The 20269-nt window shown below is 41.2% G+C and carries 20 protein-coding genes, 2 tRNA genes and 1 pseudogene; 9 read left to right on the top strand and 14 right to left on the bottom strand.

Features of this window, described 5'->3' with window-relative positions; all coding sequences use genetic code 11:
* The first annotated feature begins 12 nt into the window (after positions 1-12).
* Positions 13-822: a tRNA pseudouridine(38-40) synthase TruA gene (gene truA / locus V7O67_RS02760; protein WP_406670770.1), complete on the top strand. Its 810-nt coding sequence runs from the start codon at positions 13-15 to the stop codon at positions 820-822.
* A 28-nt stretch (positions 823-850) separates the two neighbouring features.
* The gene (locus tag V7O67_RS02755) at positions 851-1426 is read left to right on the top strand and encodes a M48 family metallopeptidase (RefSeq protein WP_342306340.1); all 576 of its coding nucleotides are present in this window, start codon (positions 851-853) and stop codon (positions 1424-1426) included.
* On the opposite strand, the gene V7O67_RS02750 is transcribed toward V7O67_RS02755, so the two are convergent.
* The 5 genes from V7O67_RS02750 to V7O67_RS02730 all read right to left on the bottom strand — a co-directional run bounded on the left by V7O67_RS02750 (position 1414) and on the right by V7O67_RS02730 (position 5745).
* A complete protein-coding gene (locus tag V7O67_RS02750; RefSeq protein ID WP_342306341.1) occupies positions 1414-2445 on the bottom strand; it encodes a TRM11 family methyltransferase in 1032 nt (343 codons plus the stop codon). The two genes, V7O67_RS02755 and V7O67_RS02750, sit on opposite strands and share 13 nt — an antisense overlap.
* Before the next feature lie 97 nt (positions 2446-2542).
* Complete coding sequence (locus V7O67_RS02745; protein WP_342306343.1) at positions 2543-2830, bottom strand: DUF1805 domain-containing protein; 288 nt, start codon at positions 2828-2830, stop codon at positions 2543-2545.
* A 26-nt stretch (positions 2831-2856) separates the two neighbouring features.
* Positions 2857-3624 carry a hypothetical protein gene (locus tag V7O67_RS02740; RefSeq protein ID WP_342306344.1) on the bottom strand — a complete coding sequence of 256 codons (768 nt, stop codon included), beginning with the start codon at positions 3622-3624 and terminating at the stop codon, positions 2857-2859.
* Positions 3625-3641: 17 nt separating this feature from the next.
* Positions 3642-4538 (bottom strand): type II methionyl aminopeptidase, encoded by an 897-nt coding sequence (gene map / locus V7O67_RS02735; RefSeq protein ID WP_342306345.1) that lies wholly within the window; start codon positions 4536-4538, stop codon positions 3642-3644.
* Positions 4539-4569: 31 nt separating this feature from the next.
* Positions 4570-5745: a Xaa-Pro peptidase family protein gene (locus V7O67_RS02730; RefSeq protein WP_342306346.1), complete on the bottom strand. Its 1176-nt coding sequence runs from the start codon at positions 5743-5745 to the stop codon at positions 4570-4572.
* A 214-nt stretch (positions 5746-5959) separates the two neighbouring features.
* Between V7O67_RS02730 and V7O67_RS02725 the strand changes: the two genes are divergently transcribed.
* Positions 5960-6349: a hypothetical protein gene (locus tag V7O67_RS02725; protein WP_342306347.1), complete on the top strand. Its 390-nt coding sequence runs from the start codon at positions 5960-5962 to the stop codon at positions 6347-6349.
* A gap of 44 nt (positions 6350-6393) precedes the next feature.
* On the opposite strand, the pseudogene V7O67_RS02720 reads toward V7O67_RS02725, so the two are convergent.
* A pseudogene (locus V7O67_RS02720) lies at positions 6394-7403 on the bottom strand (IS630 family transposase).
* A 610-nt stretch (positions 7404-8013) separates the two neighbouring features.
* Between V7O67_RS02720 and V7O67_RS02715 the strand changes: the two are divergent.
* Positions 8014-8244: a hypothetical protein gene (locus V7O67_RS02715; RefSeq protein WP_342306348.1), complete on the top strand. Its 231-nt coding sequence runs from the start codon at positions 8014-8016 to the stop codon at positions 8242-8244.
* Positions 8245-8743: 499 nt separating this feature from the next.
* On the opposite strand, the gene V7O67_RS02710 is transcribed toward V7O67_RS02715, so the two are convergent.
* Complete coding sequence (locus tag V7O67_RS02710; RefSeq protein ID WP_406670767.1) at positions 8744-8908, bottom strand: hypothetical protein; 165 nt, start codon at positions 8906-8908, stop codon at positions 8744-8746.
* 119 nt (positions 8909-9027) lie between these two features.
* Between V7O67_RS02710 and V7O67_RS02705 the strand changes: the two genes are divergently transcribed.
* Both V7O67_RS02705 and V7O67_RS02700 read left to right on the top strand, forming a co-directional pair.
* Positions 9028-9510 (top strand): hypothetical protein, encoded by a 483-nt coding sequence (locus V7O67_RS02705; RefSeq protein ID WP_406670765.1) that lies wholly within the window; start codon positions 9028-9030, stop codon positions 9508-9510.
* Complete coding sequence (locus V7O67_RS02700) at positions 9507-9809, top strand: hypothetical protein (RefSeq protein ID WP_406670763.1); 303 nt, start codon at positions 9507-9509, stop codon at positions 9807-9809. The genes V7O67_RS02705 and V7O67_RS02700 overlap by 4 nt, the downstream gene beginning before the upstream one ends.
* Before the next feature lie 86 nt (positions 9810-9895).
* Here V7O67_RS02700 and V7O67_RS02695 read toward each other — a convergent pair whose 3' ends face one another.
* From V7O67_RS02695 to V7O67_RS02680, 4 genes are all read right to left on the bottom strand, one after another.
* The gene (locus V7O67_RS02695; RefSeq protein ID WP_342306350.1) at positions 9896-11323 is read right to left on the bottom strand and encodes a transposase; all 1428 of its coding nucleotides are present in this window, start codon (positions 11321-11323) and stop codon (positions 9896-9898) included.
* A 696-nt stretch (positions 11324-12019) separates the two neighbouring features.
* A tRNA-Asp gene (locus V7O67_RS02690) sits at positions 12020-12092 on the bottom strand.
* Positions 12093-12165: 73 nt separating this feature from the next.
* A tRNA-Tyr gene (locus tag V7O67_RS02685) sits at positions 12166-12276 on the bottom strand.
* Between the two features lie 194 nt (positions 12277-12470).
* Complete coding sequence (locus tag V7O67_RS02680; protein ID WP_406670761.1) at positions 12471-13667, bottom strand: methionine adenosyltransferase; 1197 nt, start codon at positions 13665-13667, stop codon at positions 12471-12473.
* A gap of 256 nt (positions 13668-13923) precedes the next feature.
* Here V7O67_RS02680 and hisG point away from each other — a divergent pair, with 256 nt between their 5' ends.
* From hisG to hisB, 3 genes are read left to right on the top strand one after another with little or no spacing between them, the layout of a single operon-like run.
* Positions 13924-14778 (top strand): ATP phosphoribosyltransferase, encoded by an 855-nt coding sequence (gene hisG, locus V7O67_RS02675; RefSeq protein WP_406670760.1) that lies wholly within the window; start codon positions 13924-13926, stop codon positions 14776-14778.
* A 9-nt stretch (positions 14779-14787) separates the two neighbouring features.
* On the top strand, positions 14788-15525 hold the full coding sequence (gene hisA, locus V7O67_RS02670) for a 1-(5-phosphoribosyl)-5-[(5-phosphoribosylamino)methylideneamino]imidazole-4-carboxamide isomerase (RefSeq protein WP_406656152.1): 738 nt from the start codon (positions 14788-14790) through the stop codon (positions 15523-15525).
* A gap of 26 nt (positions 15526-15551) precedes the next feature.
* Positions 15552-16127, top strand: a complete 576-nt coding sequence (hisB, locus tag V7O67_RS02665) for an imidazoleglycerol-phosphate dehydratase HisB (RefSeq protein WP_406656151.1) — start codon at positions 15552-15554, stop codon at positions 16125-16127.
* Positions 16128-16134: 7 nt separating this feature from the next.
* Here the strand turns inward: hisB and V7O67_RS02660 are convergent, their stop codons facing one another.
* From V7O67_RS02660 to V7O67_RS02650, 3 genes are read right to left on the bottom strand one after another with little or no spacing between them, the layout of a single operon-like run.
* Entirely contained in the window at positions 16135-18249 is a 2115-nt protein-coding gene (locus V7O67_RS02660) for a MutS-related protein (RefSeq protein ID WP_406670758.1), read from the bottom strand.
* The gene (locus tag V7O67_RS02655) at positions 18249-19094 is read right to left on the bottom strand and encodes a DUF4130 domain-containing protein (RefSeq protein WP_342306357.1); all 846 of its coding nucleotides are present in this window, start codon (positions 19092-19094) and stop codon (positions 18249-18251) included. Before V7O67_RS02655 ends, V7O67_RS02660 begins: the two co-directional genes overlap by 1 nt.
* Positions 19091-20233, bottom strand: a complete 1143-nt coding sequence (locus V7O67_RS02650; RefSeq protein WP_406670756.1) for a radical SAM protein — start codon at positions 20231-20233, stop codon at positions 19091-19093. The genes V7O67_RS02655 and V7O67_RS02650 overlap by 4 nt, the downstream gene beginning before the upstream one ends.
* Positions 20234-20269 lie beyond the last annotated feature (36 nt).

The following is a 20269-nucleotide window of genomic DNA, read 5'->3' as shown; positions in this document are numbered from 1 at the left end:
TAGTGAATGGGCATGAGAGTAGCACTTAAGATTGCATATGTCGGAACAGGATATCACGGATCGCAGGTACAGCCGGATGTTGGGACCATCGAAGGTGAACTCTTCAAGGCACTTACTGAACTCGAGATAATCGAAGACCTGAAAACTGCCAGGTTTTCAAGTTCCGGCAGAACAGATACCGGAGTACATGCGAGAGAGCAGGTCATAGCCTTTGATACGGATAAACCGAACCTTGCCATTCCAAGGGTGATCAATTCCAAACTCCCTACTGCCATATGGGCCTGGGCACATGCCGAGGTTCCGGATGACTATGACCCGAGAAGATGGGCCACATGCAGAAGATATCGCTATGTTATGAGCGGGGAACAATACGACATTTCCAGGATAAGATCTGCCTCAAGAATTCTTGTAGGAAAACACGATTTTGCTAATTTCTGTACCAAGGAAGGAGACAAGAGCACAATCAGGACTATCGAAAAAATTGATGTAAGGGTTAGTGGAACATTAACAAAAATCGATATTCAGGCAAACAGTTTCCTCTGGAATATGGTACGCAAGATAGTGACCGCGCTCACAATGGTTGGGAGTGGCGTAAGAGACGAGGAATGGCTTAATCAAATGCTTGACCCTGAATCTTACGAAGAAGGACTGGAACCTGCATCTGCATATGGATTGACCCTTATGAAAGTAGAATACATGCAACCTATAGACTGGTGTGAGGATGGTTACGCCATAAGAAGGGCAAGTGAGAACGTACACGATTATATGGTACGCCACCGCGTCATGGCAGAAGTGATGGATAATCTGATTCCCATGGAATAAACTTTTCTTTACTTTTTTATCATAACTAATGCATTTTACGACAAATATCAAGGACATGGTCATAGACTATGAGCTCATACACAGAGATGTAAAAAATCCAAGACTTGAGTTCAGGGACCACCATTTGTACCTGATAGTACCGCATGCCCACAAGAATCACGAGATGATCATCCACAGGCACCGGAGATGGATATATAACAAGTATTCCCGGATGGAGAAACTAAGAGATGTATGCTCGAATGTGGAGTTAGTTAAAGGCAGGTCTGTCGAGGAACTGAAAGAACTTGTGAACTCCTTTGTCATCAAGATCGAAGTGGAGCTTGGAGTAAAACCACAAAGGATAAGATTCAGAAAAATGAGAACAAAGTGGGGAAGTTGCAGCTCAAAAGGAAACCTGAACTTTAACAGTCATATGAGACACCTGCCAGACAGAATCGTTGAGTATATAGTATTCCACGAAATGGTACATCTCATCGAACTCAACCACAGTCCTCGTTTCTGGAATTATATTAAAGAACGTTTTTCAGATCATAAGGAATACGAGACAATGCTTGCAGCATACTGGTCACTTATACAGAAACAATGCATTGATCAGTCCTTATAGAGAACAGTGAAGGTCCTTGTCAGGCTCTTGTGAACTTTCTGCGTGAATACATCAAGAACTGCAAAACCTGCATTCTCTGCAAATTCTACTACTTTTATCTCAGACACCACTACTGCGAGTTTCCCATGCCTGAGTACCCTGTACATTTCAGCGAAGGAGTCCGAATACAGGTGATACAGGGACTCAGCCCTTATGGCAGCAGAGCGACCATATGGAGGATCGGTCACAATTGCATCGACACATGAGTCTTTGAGTGGAACCCGACAGGCATCGCCCACCAGCAGAGAATAATCGGTTTCATACTCATCAAGGTTCAGCCTGGCACCGTGGGATATCTTATGACGGACTTCGATACCGATGACATGGGCACCCACCAGCCCGGCTTCCACAAGAATACCGGCTGTACCGCTGAAAGGATCAAAAAGAGATTCATCAGACCTTACCTGTGAAATGTTCACTAACGCCCTTGCAATCCTGGGCATAAGCACACCTGGATAGAAGAATGGTTTCTTATGTGGCGCACGGTGTTCATACGCACCCCGGTCAACAGAAACCATAATCGTACCAAGGACTGCGCGGTCAGTCATTACAATACGAAATGTTACATCAGGGTTTTTGAGATTTGCCCTGAATCCTTTGCGGAAAATACTGCCCCCAAGCATGCCTTCAATATGTTCTCTGTTGACATCACCATGGTGCTTGATTCTTTTTGCGCGAACAACGTATGTCTGACCTTCGGACAAAAACCCGGCAAGATCGGAGTCCTCACACATTGCTATAATTGAATCATCGTCCAAATCGCAGATTCCCACCACTTTCAGTATGTGATGGGACATAGCAAGCCGGTCTGCGATAAAGAGAAGTTTCTCATCGACAGACTCACCTTCAATATCAAGAACAAGGCACTGGTCAAAAGAAGCATGTTCACTGTACTCAAGACCTACCATTGAAAGACATGCAAATACTTCTTTACATGGCAGGACAGCGTGCTCCCCGGATAACTCAAAAGCATACAGCATAATAACTGCAATAGAGAATAGAAGTACTATTTAAAGCGTTTCAATGGACGATTAGAACAAAGCATTAAAAATAAAGAAAAAAAAACCGCGTAGACCATCAGAACATCAATTCCAATGCTTCTTTCCCTGTCATCCCTACTTTGATACCAAGATTGATGGCTTTCTGGGTAGCACCAACAACTGGTGCCTGAAGCACATCATCAAAAGTGCTGACACCTTTTACCTTAACTGCAACATCACCAAGGGTTCCTGCTGTATCCATATCAAGATAACCGCACATAACAAAACCCCTGTCCGCCCTAATCACAAGCAATGAAGCATTCTGCATCTGGAAATTAAGACCCAGAGCCGAGCCGTTATCAAGTTCTATATTTTCGACCAGCATAACTAATCACTAATTTCGTAGTGAGTTTAAGAGATATTAAATTTGTCGGACTTTAGTTTTTTGAACAGGTTATCTGTAAGCCCCGGGAATATCTTATCAAGCAACGATGGTGAATCAGTACCGGAAACATTAGCAGGATTTATTTTTGTCACATTTTCCTTTTTTTCCTGAACAGGCGGTTCTTCAATTAAGAACTCAATAACAAGTTCCCCGGTAAATCCAAACTGACCGGAAATAGTGGTGCCTTGTGAACTTTCTTCCACGGATTTATTGTCAATACCTTCCACGGAAACTAATTTTATTTCAGAAGGAAGATGTACAGTTACATCCGTTTCAGGCTGACCCTGGAACCACATACTTGTATCAGATTCTGTAAGTGGTGTTTTGAAATCATAAAAAACCTGATACTTGTTCATTATGTCTTTTTCATCGCCTACCAGTCCGATAAGCTCAGCAGACATATCAGCTTCCACATCCAAAAGAGTTACATTCTTTGAAGAATTATCTATTTTCACATCCATATTATTTTCTATGGTCTTGAGAAATGATTTGCTGGTCTTTACATCGGTTTTCAGTAATTCCCATGAACTAACGAATCCATCATTATCCCCGAATTCCATATCAATGAAGGTCTTGAATACTACAGACCTGTCACCGGAATATGTTTCAGTGTACCCCCAAACCATACCATCTGTCCCTATATCGATGGTGTTATCCCATTCATAGGCAGCACTTGCTGGAAGGGATAACATTGAGAATAAGACAATGAGCAATAACAGGTTCCTAATCCTCAATCTTATCCCACCCTTTTTTATTTGGTTGTAACTTCGCATCCGTCATCTGTGACTATGAGAGTGTGCTCTGTCTGTGCAACCATCCCTCCAGCCACTTCCTTGAGTACCGGATATGAATGGACGATTCCTGCCTTTTCAAGCTGCATCAGGGCAAAGTCCAGTTGCGGGGTTTTGAGCCATCTTTTTGCGAACGGAAGCGTCTTGTATGGTTCAAGTTCCTTAAGAAGAGCCCTTGCTGCTGGCAAACGCACAGGTTTTTTGTGTACTACCTGATATATCTCAGTAAGTGAACCATCAACGACCTTTCCGGCACCATCGGTGGCAAATGGCTCTATGGCGATGAAGTCACCTGTGTGAAGTTTAACACCTTTGCTTACCCTCCTATTAGGCATGCTGGGAGATGCGTGGGGAATATATTGTGCAAGCCCATGCCCCGTAAGATTTCCCACTGGCTTGAAGTCGTGGGCAAGAATAGCATCCTCTATGGCAGCAGCAATATTTGCTGTATCAGCACCATTTTTGACAATATCAATGGCAGCTTTAAGACCGTCTTCAGAAGCTTTTACAAGGTCGCCATATTTGCCTGAAAGATCGATGGTAATGGCAGAATCTGCGATATAACCATCCACATGAACCCCAATATCGAGTTTAATCACATCTTCGCCAAAGACGGTTTCGTCCCCTGCAAGGGGAGTTGCATGTGCTGCCTCATCATTGCGGGAAATGTTACAGGGAAATGCTGAGCCATCTGCTCCGAGCTCTATTGGCCTGCTCTCCACGAAATCAGCTATTTCCAACAGGCTGACACCCACCTTTATGCGGTCTTTTGCCTCACTTCTTACCTGTGACAGTATCTTTCCTGCTTTGACGTATTTGCCGATTATCTCTTCGATATCCTTAACTTTGTCAGCCATTTAAATTCTCCTTTATAATTTGCTTCCTGGATTAATATACAAATTTCTTTTCCATTTCTGTGAGGTTCTCAAAACCATCTGCTGTTACCAGGATCAGATCCTCCAGGCGTATGCCACCAACATCAGGATAGTACAGTCCCGGTTCTATTGTGATGATGTTACCTTCCTCGAGCTCAACATCGCTGTTCCCTACAAATGGGAATTCATGTATCTCAAGTCCTACGCCATGCCCGGTTGAATGGATGAAACCAACATTTGAGCCTTCCCTGATGGTGTCGTAGCCCTTCTCTTTGAATACATCGCAAACTTTGTTATGGATATCACTGCATTTGACACCTGGCTTGACCATTTCTATCCCGGCAGTCTGTGCTTCGCGGACAGCTTCATACATGTCCGCCAGCTTTTCTGAAGGCTCCCCTTTAAGCACTGTCCGGGTCATGTCAGCATAGTATCTTTCCTTTTTGCTGTGCGGGAAGATATCCATGACAATAGGTTCATTAGCCTTTAGAGGACCTGCACCTTCCCAATGAGGATTTGCAGAACCAGTACCACCGGCAACTATGGTGCTCTCTGCCTCACATCCATGTTCAAGAAGTGTTAAATCTATTTCTTTGCGTAACATTTCAGATGTCAGGGCAAAGCCACGGTAATTGAGTACACCTTCAACGTCTTCTGATTTTTTGACCATCTCAGCTGCCGCTTTCATTGCTTTATTGCATGCATCCTGAACTTTTTTTACCATCTCGATCTCTGAAGGGTCTTTTCGTGAGCGCAACTCGGCAAATGGACTTTTGATAGCTTCTATGGAAAAACCCTCTTCCTTGAGGGTCTGAGCAATATGGTATGGAAAATCTCTTGGAACTGCTACTCGTCTTGCGCCCTCTTTTTGCAGAATATCTGCAAGGCAGTCACAATAAGCAAGAGATGGATCTTTTCTTTCCTTTACCTTTGACCTGTAATCACAACCCTGCAGTGTACGAATATCAGACACTCTTGACTCGATCTCTGCTCTACCTTTTTCCATATCAGAAATAAGAATTGTTTCAGCGCCTTCTTTTGTGTGGAAATAAGCAAACTCGTCTGAAGCAAAGAAGCGGGTTGCATAATAGATGTCTGCATTGTTCGAATTCCCCACCATCAGATATACATCCGACTTGTGGCTTTCCAGTGATGTGGAAATATCAATGAGAACTTGTGTTAAGGCCATGATATTATCTAGTAGTTACTAGTACAAAATTGTTATCAAATGTAGAGCCTGAAAAAGGCAACCGGAAATCCATGATAATCAAAATGAACAACATTCAGAATATTTTCATGAACACATGGTACAGATAATTACTACACAGAACAAACTTTTGTGCACATAAACATGCGATACTTTCACATCCACATTATATATAGCCCCATAAGTAGCAAGTATTATGGATAGCGTAAACCAGTACGGTTCACAATTCACAAATATATCTGACTTCCTAAAGGATGTCAAATATATAATATTGTTCTACGTACTTGGTGATTTCCTGACAACTGTCCAGGCCCTTAACTATGGATTTGAAGAAAATAATTTTCTGGCAGCAGTATTCCAGAGCTATGGAGTAGAATCCCTTCTTGTTCTGAAGGTCTTTTTCCTTGCAATAGTCTACTGGAACTACAGAATTCTGAAAGAGTCAGATTCCAGGTGGACCGACCTGCTGTGGGTATTGTCCAGAAAAAGTATCTCAATTGTTGGCTTGTTCCTGGTGATGAACAACCTAATGGTCATTTTCATGGAATGCAGCGTGCTGCAGGTTATCCATACAATGACTTTTTAACTCCCTCAAAAACGAAAAAACAATTATAGTTGTTCACTTAATATTCATAACTTATTTTTCAGAAACTTATCAATCCATTTTCTTGCGAAACTAATCTTTGATGAACAACTAATAAACGTCTCAGCAATCAGATTTTTCATATGGTCAAGATCTTTCACAAAATTACAAGAAATTATTCTTTTGACGCTCTTCCAGATGAATTCTATTGGATTCAAGTCTGGCGAATATGGAGGTAAATAGACCAATTCGATGTCATTTGCCTGTGCAAAATCCAATGTATCTTTTGCTCGATGTGATCTAAAATTGTCGAGAATGATTACAATTCTTTTTCCTATGTTACTGTTTTTTACAGTTGACAGAAATGAACATACATCTTCTTTGGTTGAATGTTCCTTAAAATTTATAACTGAATTACCATTCAATGCATAAAACCCGAAGGAGTTTGCTTTTAGCCTGGTTGTGTTTTTGAAGATAACAGGTTTATTGAAAGACCATAAACGAACTGTATTTGATGTTGTTTGTGGAGATGATTCATCAAGAAAGCCGATAACGCAACCATCATCGATTAATGGTAAGTTTTTTTTAAACGGTCTTCTGCGTCTTCTGGTCTTCGATGATCATGTGTATAGGGTTTGCCATGATGCATGCCAAACTTTTTCAAGATGACTAATATTTGCTTAATGGTGTATTGAACTTTAAACTCATTATATATGAGTTCCTGAACTGCTTTTGTTGACCAGTCATCACGCTCATGTAACATGGTCTTTAGTTTTTCTTTTTGGTCATTAGTGAGTTTTGAAGGGCAACCTCCTGAAAACCTGGGTTTCAAACCTTTATATCCGTCTTGATTCCACCGTTCTTGCCATTGATATGCAACGGGTTTTGATATCCCTACAAGTTTAGCCGCTTCATTAACTGAAGCACCTTCATAACGGTGTTTAACAAAATACAAACGTTGTAGAACTCTTGTATCTTTCTCTAACGACTTAATATGTTTAAGCAATTCCTCTAATGAAAGATGATGCTCTATCAGAATTTGTTCTGGTTTAGCCATGAAAAATAGTTGTATCTCTTAAGTAATAAATGTTTAGTTAATAACTATAATTCCACCATTTTTTTTCAACTAGACTGTTTTGGAAAAACTTGCAGTTAAAAATATCATTCTTGCAAGCAGTACAACTAAAGTAATCATCCCCCTGAAGAAATCACCTGACGATAGCCGATAATAGAAAAACACTCGCCATCAGTGTTAGATATACGGATACCAGAAGTATTATCCTCAGCATCATAGAATCACCTTGCTTACTGAACATGACACTCTTCAACAGAGACAATGTATTATAAATAATTGTTTAATTAATTCTGAATGTATCAAAGTATACTAAAACAAAGGTCGTTTAACCTCACAAATTCTGATTTTGAAGAAAGGAAAAAGTGTCAATAACTTATTAGTTCCACCAATAATAAAAAGAAGGCCATCATTAAAAGATATGCGAGAGCAACAAATACTAAATTTATTGTACTGCATCTGCAATACTCATTCATATGTACTTATTAAAAAGATAACAAGCATCGTTACATATCAATAAAAAAAACATTTTTCCTAATTAATAGTACCCAAGTGTTAAATAGAAATATGGAAATGAAGAGGAGGCATTAGAAACATGCAACAAAAATCAGGAGATAAAAATATGATATGGGCCTTTTCAGCACTCAAAGAGGAAGAAGTAAAATCCATCAAAGAACTGGAAGATAAAATGAATGTGACTTTACTGTCATTTTCAGGAATTGATATTAGTAATGCAGAACTTAGTAAGAGTGACCTGGAAGAAATCCAAACGCTTGAAGAGAAGCTGGGTCGTTCTTTGGTAGCAGTTAAAGTAAAGTCAGAATGACTTTTTATTTTTCCTTTTATTTTTTACGGCTGATCTGTAAAAACAGCTTTTAAGCATACATATAGTGTTACTCCTAAGATCCAACAGGTATTTCCTTGCAATATCGAATAAGAGTCACCAAAAAATAAACAAATAGCAGCAGCTAGAAAAAGTAATTAGTCTCAAACACTGGAAAAAACCGAAAATAGAGCCACAATCGAAAGCAGCATGAGGTAGACAAGTGCAACTATCATCACTTTAAAAAGATTAGAGTTAGCCGAATCATCTATATTGTATCAATTAAAGTACATATTATCTTTGCATAAAAACTAATCAAGTTTCATTATTTATTCATAGAGTTGAATAGAAGATTACTAATAAAAACCAAAAATGCAAATTACTTGTTTATAAATAAAAAAAGAAATTAACCTTAATTTACACAATAAAATTATCGCAAAAGCAATGAACAATTCCTGGTTATTCATACATATACGAACTTCTGCCTCATGTTGCACGATTCTTATTTTGCTACTTCTTTTTCTTCAACCGTATCAAGCTCCAAGATGGATTTAAGGTCTGTTACACAATTAAGACATACCAGATTTCTACCAATTCTGTGAAGATGTCCAGTTTCTATCGCATCACGCCCGATAGAATTACCACAGAAAAAACAGTCATAGAACATGATGTCAAATCAATGTCTAAATATATAAAAGTTACTTAGTAAATAATAATGTTACACTTTTGAAATGATGCCCATTGCTCACTCCGCAAAAAGCAAGTACAAGCATCAGAACATACAACATGATTAAAGTTACCCGGAAGTACGACAAAATATCTAAAGTCGATGATGCAGACTTAAACCCGGTCCTGCGTCGTGATATTCTCTATATGAATAAAATAAATAGCGGAAGGAATGACCACAAAATACAGATAAAAATCTATCAGAAAACATTCGGACTCTGCAGGATAGAATTCACAGTATTCTCAAAAGATGCAGATTCAATCTTTGAATTCAGGCGAGAAGATGAACAGATAACAGAAGACTTAATTCTATTCGTTCATCACGGCCTGAAAGAAAACGGCGTTTTAGCAGATCGCTATGATAAATCGCTTGACGATGTTATCAAATTCGTTTCAAAAGCATTCAAAGAACCTGAAGATCTGATATACTCCCTCCGCCAATGCGACATCTTCGAAGCCGGCCAGGCTAACAAATCTGTAAGGCAAAGACTGGTATTAGAAGGAGAGAACTCACAACCCTTGATATCAACGATGTGTCAATGATAAATAACTCAGTCCTGCTTAAACCAACCGGAAAGAGATCCAACCGCCTAATCTATTTTGATGATGAATGCAAAGCCTTCCTGGAAGAATACCTGAAAACCCGGACAGATGACAACCCGGCTCTTTTCCTCTCATCTGCAGGCTCAAGAATAACACGAAGCACAGTCTATAGGATAGTAACAAATTATGCTGGTAAGTTTGGCATACACGATCCTAAAGGTCATGTTCACGAAAAATTCACGCCTCATTGCTGCCGTTTATGGTACACCCCAAGTTTGACAGTTTCCACTCTTTCCTGAAGAGAATGTCTTCTCTTTCAACCCAAATGTTTCCATTTTTAGTCAGGAAAACCTATTTGACAGTCCAAACAATTTCAGGCAAACTACTACGATTTCACCCATTTTTTCCTTAGAATCAGTGAATTTATGCCATCAAAGTTGGCGTAAATGTACTTTTTTGACCTATTTCCCTTGAAATCCACAGTCACTGTCAAATTCAATAAGCTATTTTTTATGAATTTTGTGGACTTATGCTTGAGTTCATTGAACTCATATCGCATCAGCGATATGAAAAGTTGTGCAATGAATCCAATAATCACCGCACCATAAATGCTAGCATCTGTCCATACTCGTAATGGTTTAATCTCAATCTCATTCTTCAGCGAATGAATAATTTTTTCGATGCTGTCCTTTTTTCGATATTTTTGAAGAGCTTGATTTAGTGTCAAATTCTCACTCGACCTTAAGCAGAAAAATCCTTCTCTACCTGTAACTAGCTTTTCTTCCAGCAGTTCGATAGCACCCTGTTCATTAATTTGCATCAATTTTGTCTGTAGGGAATAACTAACATCAACAAGGGCATTGTTAATTCTGAACCTTTTAGGAAGTTTCTTGTTCTTATCAATGGATTCTTGTATGGCCTTTGCTTCCTGCAACTGCCTCATAACCTTTCTAGCTTTAGAATCAAGTTGCTCCTTTTGGAGCTTCTTAGAAAAATACATGTAATTGAAACTGTTTGGTTTAATGTTCTTCAAGCCATATATTCCGGCTTCCTCATCAACTGCCTCAATAGATGAATCCCAGAATGCAGCTATCTTCTTATCGTCGCTTGTATTGAGTTTCCTTGCAGTCAGGTAATGCATCTCATCTGCCCTTATCATAGTAGTGTTCCCTATGCTATGAGCTCCTTTATCGAAAATAACAAGAGATTCCTGCTTCAATCTTCCATGGACCTGTTGATACGTTTTCCTGAAGTGTTTCTGATCATTCAAATTACCCTGTTCCACTGTTATGCCAATTGGTATATTGATCGGGTCTGCAAGTTCACTAATTCCCAATGTGATCTGTTTCTTATCAGGTCTATGGTCACGACTGTAACCATATTTACCTAATGGCGATTTATCGCCATGCAGGACAATACTGGTCCAGTCCATGTTGATATTGGTATGTTCGAAATCATACCTAGCAAATAGTCTGTCCTGAATATCGGAAATAATCGTTTCACGATTATTTCCCAAGGTTTCAAGAAGCCTGTACAGTGTTCTCTCACTGAATTCAGGCAGGTTAAAAATGTCAAGCACTTCATCACGATTTATCCAATCATGAGCTTTGCTTATGCTGAAATTATCTGTAAGCTTGTAGCTTACAAGAGCTTTCAGCAAATTATTGAGGTTGATACCATGCTTTTTATGTTTGCTGAAAACAGTAGGAAGGTCAAGGATATCGTAGAGTTGGTTTACAGCTAGGATTGTTCCTATGGGAAAGTATATATTCTTGTTAGGAATAATGTCGTATGTTCTTAGTTGTGATTGCATTTTTTGTCGAATACAACATTACTAAGAACACTTTATTACTTTTGACTGTCAAACTTGGGGTACACCATTCACCTAAGAAGATCAAGAATGTCAAAAGATTTTATCAAGGAACTTCGAGGAGACACCAGAGACAAAGCAATAGACATCTACGACCAGATAAGAGCAGATGAACTAAAAGTTGCCTACATGAAGCATATACCATAATTGAGAGTTAATCCAAAGAATATTAATTCACTGAATACCTGGAAAAAACCAATCGAGTAAAACGAATGCAAGCATAGTAAAAAGATAAACAGATACAAATAAGACGATTTGTTGTATCTTCAAGTTGCCTTTTGTTATAAGGAGTTCCACAAACATAGTGTATCAAATACATGTATAAAACATTATGGAAATTTTTCTTCTTGAATACTGCTATTCATACACCCATTAATCCTGCAGCTAATACAATTGCAAGTATCATTACAAGGTAAACAGACAACATTAAAACTATTTTAGTTATGTTTGAGTTGCCGCAATTATTCATATGTACCACATGTAAAAGTAACAACACACTGTATAAATAAGTATTCCAAATACAATATTTATTAAAACTGTTAAATTTAAAGCCGTGTATATAAATAGATGAAAGAAAAAACTTTTGGATTAGTTTAAAAAATGAAAAGAAACCCGGAAAAACCGGGAATTAGGTCAAAACGCCCGAACCGGGATTCGAACCCGGGTCGGAGCCTCGACAGGGCTCCATGATAGGCCTCTACACTATTCGGACATTTTCGAGTTTTCGCTTGTGAGCACCCCTACAAGGGCGTGCTTGTATATAAGGCTTTTCTTGATTTAAAAAGTCCCGCCTCCCAGACTCGAACCGGGGACATCGCGGTGCCTGCGCGGAATTTGTGAACGTGTCACATGAACCATACTACAGCCGCGCACTCTACCAACTGAGTTAAAGCGGGACAGGCAAATCATGCACTAGCACGGCAGTGCTGTGCGATGTAACACTCCAATACGCACAATGATACTTATCTCTTTCGCCGCAAAATACACATGACACAGATAAACATATAAATCAAAGGGAAAAAAGACGTATTCAGTAGAAAAAAAGAAAAAAATTTCATCCTAAATTCAGGATGAACTTCTACTATGAAAATCAGAAAGTATCCAGTTCTCCCTTGATTACCATGTCAGTTATCTTGGTAACATTGGAGAGCCATTCATCGATTACGGATTCCGTTTCTGCCTTTACAGATACGAAATTGGCACCATCCTCGGGAATTATCTGAGCACTGGCAACAAGTGGCTGGTCGATGGGCATTCCGATCTGTGATAAAAGCCTTATGTGCACATCCTGTACCTCTGGCACAGCCTTCACAATATCCCTTGCCATCTGGGTGGAAAGCAGATTATAGATCTTGCCAATATGGTTGATTGGATTCTTACCGCTGGTAGCTTCCATGCTCATAGGCCTGCTTGGAGTAATTAGACCGTTACTGCGGTTTCCACGACCTACCGAGCCGTCATCTCCCATCTCTGCAGAGGTACCTGTAACAGTCAGGAAAACAGAGTTGCAATCACAATTATCTGCTGCATTGATACGGGTTATGACATTCCTTTCAGTATGTTTCAACGCAAGGTCTGTGACATAATCTGCCATCTCTTCCTTGACGTTCATGTAATGGGACATATCATCGACGTGCCTGCCTACCATTCCACAACAAATCGTGAGTGTAATATCATCTCCATCCCTCAGACCCATGACCTTGATATCAGTTCCGATTCCGGGAATCTTTTTCTTCAGGTCGGTAATGAGCTTTCTTTCGGATTCATAGACAATCTGCTCAAGCTCTGAGAAAGGTGCATGGCCCACACCAAATGAAGTGTCATTTGCCACAGGAACTTTGTCCCTGTTGAAAACATCCCTGAGATCAGATGAACCTGTGCCAAGTTTACAGTCGATGATCATGTCACTTTCAAGGTCAAGATCAACTATATTAGTTCGAAGATATTCTCTTGCAGCCTTAAGTGCAACCGACTCAGCGGGAATTTCCACACCATCGAATTCCTTGGTAGCCCTACCTACAAGAAGAGTGTATATAGGCTGGGTAACCTCTCCGCCTCCGAACTGTGGATTGGACCTTCCTGCAACAATCTGTGTTTCATCAGTATTGTGATGAAGCACCACACCGCATTTCTTTATGTATTCCCCACATAATGCACGGCTCACTGCCTCTGCAAGACCATCCGAAATACTGTCGGGATGACCAATACCCTTCCTCTCTACAAGTTCAATCTGTTGTTTTTCGATAGGCGTTTCTACAAGATGTTCGACTTTGATATTTCGCATCATATTAATCCTCTAGAATATCAATTAATAAACAAGTAAAAGATAAGAATAGATAATTAAAGTTAACTATGTATCCTTCGCTATACCTAGCACCCATGCACTATATAATAATACCCATTCAAGATTATAACCTCCAGTAATTACGATGCTTTTATTAAATTCACAAAAGGAATATTTAATCAGCGTGAAATCTATATGTTATAAATGTCTTTGAAAGGATATTCAATTTATATAGTTCACCTATTCAGAAGGATCACATATGATACGTATTGCCATACCCAACAAAGGACGTTTACATGACCCTACCGTCAGCCTGCTCAGGGAAGCAGGACTACCGGTACTAGAAGGTGGCACCAGGAAACTGTTCGCAAAGACCACCGATCCTGAGATCACATACCTTTTCGCACGGGCTGCCGATATCCCCGAATATGTCCAGGACGGCGCTGCAGATGTCGGTGTCACCGGACTCGACCTCATCCACGAAACAAAATCGGATGTAGAAGTACTTCTGGATCTTAACTTCGGAAGAGCAGGACTTGTGCTTGCTGTTCCCGAAGAAGCAACGATCTCTTCTGCAAATGAACTTAACGGCATGCGTGTTGCAACCGAGTTTCCCAACATCACTGAAGATTACTTCAAAAATCAGGGAATTGACATCGAAATCATAAAGGTAAGCGGTGCCTGTGAGATGACGCCACATGTCGGTATTGCCGATGCAATAGTGGACATCTCAAGCTCAGGTACAACCCTCGTAACCAATCATCTCAAGATGATAGATAAGGTATTTTCCTCTTCTGTCCAGCTTATTGCAAACAAGGAAAGCATGCAAAAAAATGGTAAGATCGAACAAATCAGAACAGCACTGGAAAGTGTCCTGCGTGCCAAAGGAAAACGTTACCTGATGATGAATGTACCTACGGCGTCACTGGAAACTGTCAAGAAAGTCCTTCCCGGAATGGCTGGTCCAACGATAATGAAAGTCGAGTCAGATGACTCAGTACTTGCAGTGCATGCAGTTGTTGATGCCGCCACCATCTTTGCTACAGTGGATGAGCTTAAAAATGCCGGTGCCAGGGACGTACTGGTCGTACCCATAGAAAGGATGATGCCCTGAGGTACCATCATGTCCTTTGAGATAATCCCCGCCGTGGATATGAGAAACGGCAAATGTGTGCAACTAGTACAAGGTGTCCCGGGAAGTGAAATGGTTTCACTTGATGACCCCGTAGCTGTTGCAAAGGACTGGATTTCCCAGGGCGCCAGGACACTCCATTTGATTGACCTTGACGGTGCCATCGAAGGAGAACGCCAAAACGCTCCTATTATAGAGAAGATAGTGAAAGAATGCAAGCCTATGGGAGTTGAAATCCAGGTCGGAGGAGGCATCCGGTCTTTTGAAGATGCTGCCGGCCTGCTTGAACTTGGAGTAGATCGCGTGATCCTCAGTACCGCAGCTATCAATAACCCTGACCTTGTAAAAGAACTTGCTGATGCTTTTGATAACAAGCATGTGAACGTTGCTCTTGACTCAAAGAACGGGAAAGTATCCATAGAAGGCTGGAAGAAGCAATCCGAACACACTGCTGTGGAAATGGGAACAAAATTCGAAAATTTGGGAGCAGGAAGTCTCCTGTTTACAAATATCGATACCGAAGGCCTTATGCAGGGAGTCAACACCCGTCCAACTGAAGAACTTGTGAAATCTGTCAAAATTCCCGTCATTGCATCCGGTGGAGTCACAAGCCTTGATGACCTCATTTCAATCAGGAAGACCGGGGCTGTTGCAGTTGTCGTAGGAAGTGCACTCTACACAGGAAAGTTCACGCTAACAGAAGCAATAAATATCATCAATGAAGAATAATAAAACAGTATATCAAAGGTGCATCCATGAGATCAGCAGAAGTTTCACGTAAGACCAGCGAAACCGACATCCGCATTGAACTGAACATTGACGGTACGGGAATATCGGACATCGATACTGGCATAGGGTTTTTTGACCACATGCTCACGGCATTCTCAAAGCATGGCAACTTCGATCTTACCGTCAAGGCCACAGGTGACCTGATTGTGGATGACCACCACCTTATAGAAGATACTGGCATCGTTCTGGGGCAAGCCCTTTCAAAGGCACTTGCAGATAAGGCAGGGATAGCCAGGTTCGGAGAAGCCCGCATTCCCATGGATGAGGCGCTTGCAAGCGTAGCACTGGACCTTGGAGGACGCAGCTACCTCGTACTGGACGCAAAGTTCATGTCCGCAAAAGTAGGGGAGTTCAGCACCCAGATGACCAGGCATTTTTTTGAATCCATAATTCAGAATGCAAAAATCAATATGCACGCAGATGTCTACGGTGATAACGACCACCACAAGATAGAAGCACTCTTCAAGGCATTCGCATACGCCCTGAGAAGAGCAGTGATTATTGAAGGACAGGGAATCAAAAGCACCAAAGGAACCCTTTAAATCACGATCAGTGGAACTTTTCCTTCAGCTTTTCATAAAATAGTTGTTCTCCACCTGATGTTTTCTTTGACAACCGCTCTACTATGAGCTCAGGCGTACTTTTGGCAACATAGTTGTAACGCGGACTTCGGTCAACTATAAGATTAAGATCAGCATCAAGACCACTTGCCTCAATACCATCAACCCTTATCTTACATTCAGTATTCTCAAGTATAAGTTCGGATAGATGGGAAACGAACACTGACATACTCTGCTGGTTCTCAGTGAGTACTTCAAGTATACCGGAAATTATCTTTGCCGAAGCCCCGGGCTCAGTTATCGACTCAAGCTCATCAGCCAGTACCATCTTAGCAGAATCATCAGCTACCACAGAAAATTCTGTCAGTGTGGTCTCAAAAGCTCCTGCATCCAGTGTACCCTTGGATTTGGCAAAATAGTACATCGACTCAGTGAGAGATAGTTCCATATGCTGCGCAGGAACAGGAAATCCCATCTGCGCAAGGATGCTGCTCTGCGCAAGGAGTTCCAGAAGGGAGGTTTTTCCTCCTGAATTAACGCCACTTAAAAGTACGACCCTGCTGGCCTCACTTTTAGGACTGAAACTGTTCTCACCCACTGAATAGTCAATTGGTATCACATCACCGTGTCTGGAAAGCAAAAACAGGTTCCTTCCACCCTTAAATCCAAGCCCCGGACCATCAACTATTTCCGGCATTTCAAGCTCATGTGCCATGGCAAAGCAACCTATGGCAAAACCAACATCAAAATCCAGAACTTCGCGAACCATTTCCCGGACAATTGTTTTGTAGGAAGACAATATGCGCGAAACTTCGCGTTTATGGTCGAATTTTCTTTTCAGGACCTTTTTATTCAAGTGCTGTTTCAAAGCATTCAGATTATCAACATCTGCTTCCACAGGATGCATGATCTCTTCCGGAAAAAAAGAATCGACCATTAATCTTTCCTTTTTTTCAAGCTGAAGTTCATTGCATATTCTGTCCGCACCGTCCTTAACGATGGAGTAATAACTTTTGTGCAGCTTCTTTCCAAGTATCTCTTTCAGCTCAATGGAACCATTCATCACTTTCAGCATATCCTGTCCGCTAAGAGTCATCTGGCTATTCTCCAGACAGGAATTCAGACCATCGTTTACAATACGCACAGTTTCTGTTACAGTAGAACTAAGCTTGTCTGTTGCATCGGAAATTCGGTCTACTTCTTCATCAATCCCATGAACAATATCACCATTCTCGTCTATAAGAGCCAATGTAGAGGCAAGCAACTCAAGCTTATCATCATCCATGCTGTCAAAGAAACTAATTCCCCTGGAACGGAGCAGCCTTATCACTTTAATAGAAGATTCTATTGACTTGAGATTCCGGGAAAATGCCACTATTTCTTTTTCAGGTATAACCTTGAAATCATCTATTTCCTGCAGGTCAGAATAGAATTCAGGGTCCACATCTTCCGGAAGATCAAATGACAGGTAATCATCGCCCACGGCAATAACCTGGGAGAAGCCCCTTGAAATATCAATGAATTCTGAAAGGGAACGTGCAAAATTCACATCAAGCAATCCTGCAAACCGTTTTTTCGCATACTCGTAACTATCCTGGTCAGATGTTATGATAACTCTGTCACGGATCTTTGGGCACGGGTGTTTAAAATTAAGCTGTGTGGCTTTTGACAACAGGTCAACAATAGTCCCATCTCCCTCAAGAAGATTGGCAGTTTCCATGTAATATGAAACTGATTCACGTACCCGCATTATCTTTTGAATCTTGGTAGAAGGATACGGGAAAAAAACATGTAGTTTGTCCCTGGAATATTGAGTATGAGCAAACTCCTTGACTAGGTCAAGCAATTTTTCATAGACATCCATTGCCTCTTTGGTTCTTAAAAAATCAGAAACATTAACTCCTTCAACCCTGGAAGCTACATCCTGGATAAGGGAGATGGCATAGCGTTGACCAATACCCTCTACCTCGGAAATGCTGGCAATATCACCGGCAAGTATAGCATCAAGGGCCTGATTTTCACTACCGAAATGCTCTACAAAACGTTTAGACATTTTATCCCCTATGCGGGGAATATCCTGTAAGGTCCTGACATCAGCTAACATTATACCTCCAATTCGGATGCAAAAGAATCCAGGGTGCAGTTTGCAATACCTTTTTCAACCTTGTACCTGTCCCTTTCCGACATCTTGCTCATGGACGCAGAAGCTTTTGGCTGCACTTGCTTGGCATGGTTTTTGTTTCTCCGGTTGTGGATCATCTGAGAATCATAGTACATATCCCACAGATCATCAACCTCATCACGTTCATTAGTAAACTCAAGGCTACCTGCCAATGAAGAAGGCACCTTTGTGAAATGTTCAAGGCCTACATGAGCACCGTTCCCTATCCAGGCAATATCTCCCTCTATTACTGAAACAGGAAGATCCGGGTTTTTCCTTGAAAGCCAGCGACAGAACATATCTCCTATCTGATGTGGGGATTCTATTTTGACAGACAACACTCCATTAACAAAAGCAGGTCGTGCAAACATGCACAAACGATGATATGAACGACTTACATCTCGCATGTAATTGTAATATTTTTTACCCGTGCTGCTCTTACCTGAATAAAGAAGTTCGACATTTCCCTCGCAAAAACACAGAAAATGCACCAGTTCGATTGGTCGTGAGCTTCGATGTCTCAGTACCATTGCTATGTATCCTTCAACATCCGGATCACGCTGGAACATTCTTGAGCCCCGTTTTCCAAATATATTACGTACAAGCTTTGTTGTATCTGACATACATCTGAAGCCGAGAGTTTTCACTTCATCGATGCCTGTGAACTCCATCTTTTGTTTCAGTTCATCTCTGTCCTTTGCAGAAATGAGATCACAATCCGGATTACTTGAGATTTCTTCACAGGCGAGCAAGACACCTTCTACATTTTCCCTGAATGCTACGATCATGCACCTACCCCCGTAAATGAGAATAAGTTTGTCTGTTTTTTTCCGTTTATTTCAATGAAGGGACGTGCACGACCAAGAACGACACCCATGCGTGCAAGTTCTTTTTCTGATGCTATGGGCCTTGACTGAATAATCCTGCTTGCGCCCACTGGACCAATTCCCGGCACTGTGAGCAACTCTTCCCTGCTTGCAGAGTTAATGTTCACCGGGAACATATCAGGACGGCATGATGCAAGCAGCATTTTGGGATCAGTGTCCAAAAGGAAACCATTGTCATCGTAAACCGCGTCAAAATCAAAAGCCTTTAAACCATAATCCTTTAAGAGATAGGATGTCTGGTAGAGCCTGATCTCTCTCCACTTAGGAGAAGAAGGAATGTTTTCAAGGGGAGTAGACGGCACAGGATCAAAGCTCATAAAATACGGGCGTCTCAGTTCATATTTATCCATGAACTTATCCACGGTCCGGACTATATCACGGTCAGGTTCTGACAATGCTCCCACAACGAATTGGGTGTCATTAGCACCTACTATCCTGCCACCGTATCCAATTTCCTTCCTTTTCTTGTTTATGAGGTCCCGTGTCCACTTGAGCCTCTGAAGAACATCACTCTTGTAATCGAAATTAGGACATATCTCCGAGTAATTCACAGAACTGGTCGTCTCTGCATTCACGCCGAACTTATTTGCATAATCGGCTATTTCCTCAAGCAGGTACAAGGGAGTTCCTGGCATCACCCGCATATGGATATACCCTGTGAAACCCTGGCTGCGCAAAAGCTTTGCAACCTCAAGTTGTTTCTCAGCAGTTCTCTCAGCATCCCCTATAACTCCCGAAGACAGGAACAGGCCTTCTATTGCATTTTTCCTGTAGAAGGACCAGGTGATCTTCGTAATCTCCTCGGGAGTGAGAGAAGCTTTTGTTGAATGCCTTCCACACCTGTTGGGACAATATGTACATTCACCCGAACACGTATTTGTGAGAAGAGTTTTATAAAGCTGTATACAACGCCCATCGGGCCCGAAGGCATGACATACGGCACTCTGGTTACAACTATCATATTTTGTCCCCTCGGAAAGGATTTTCATCCGTTCCATCAGAGTCATATGATGCTCATTAACAGGATTTCTGGGAATCATTAATAGACAATATGGCAGATGCGGATATAAGCAACC

Source organism: Methanolobus sp. ZRKC4 (genome assembly GCF_045291305.1).
Taxonomy (GTDB): Archaea; Halobacteriota; Methanosarcinia; order Methanosarcinales; family Methanosarcinaceae; genus Methanolobus.
Note: the sequence above shows the minus strand (reverse complement) of the source record. Positions and strands in the feature narration are given on the sequence as shown.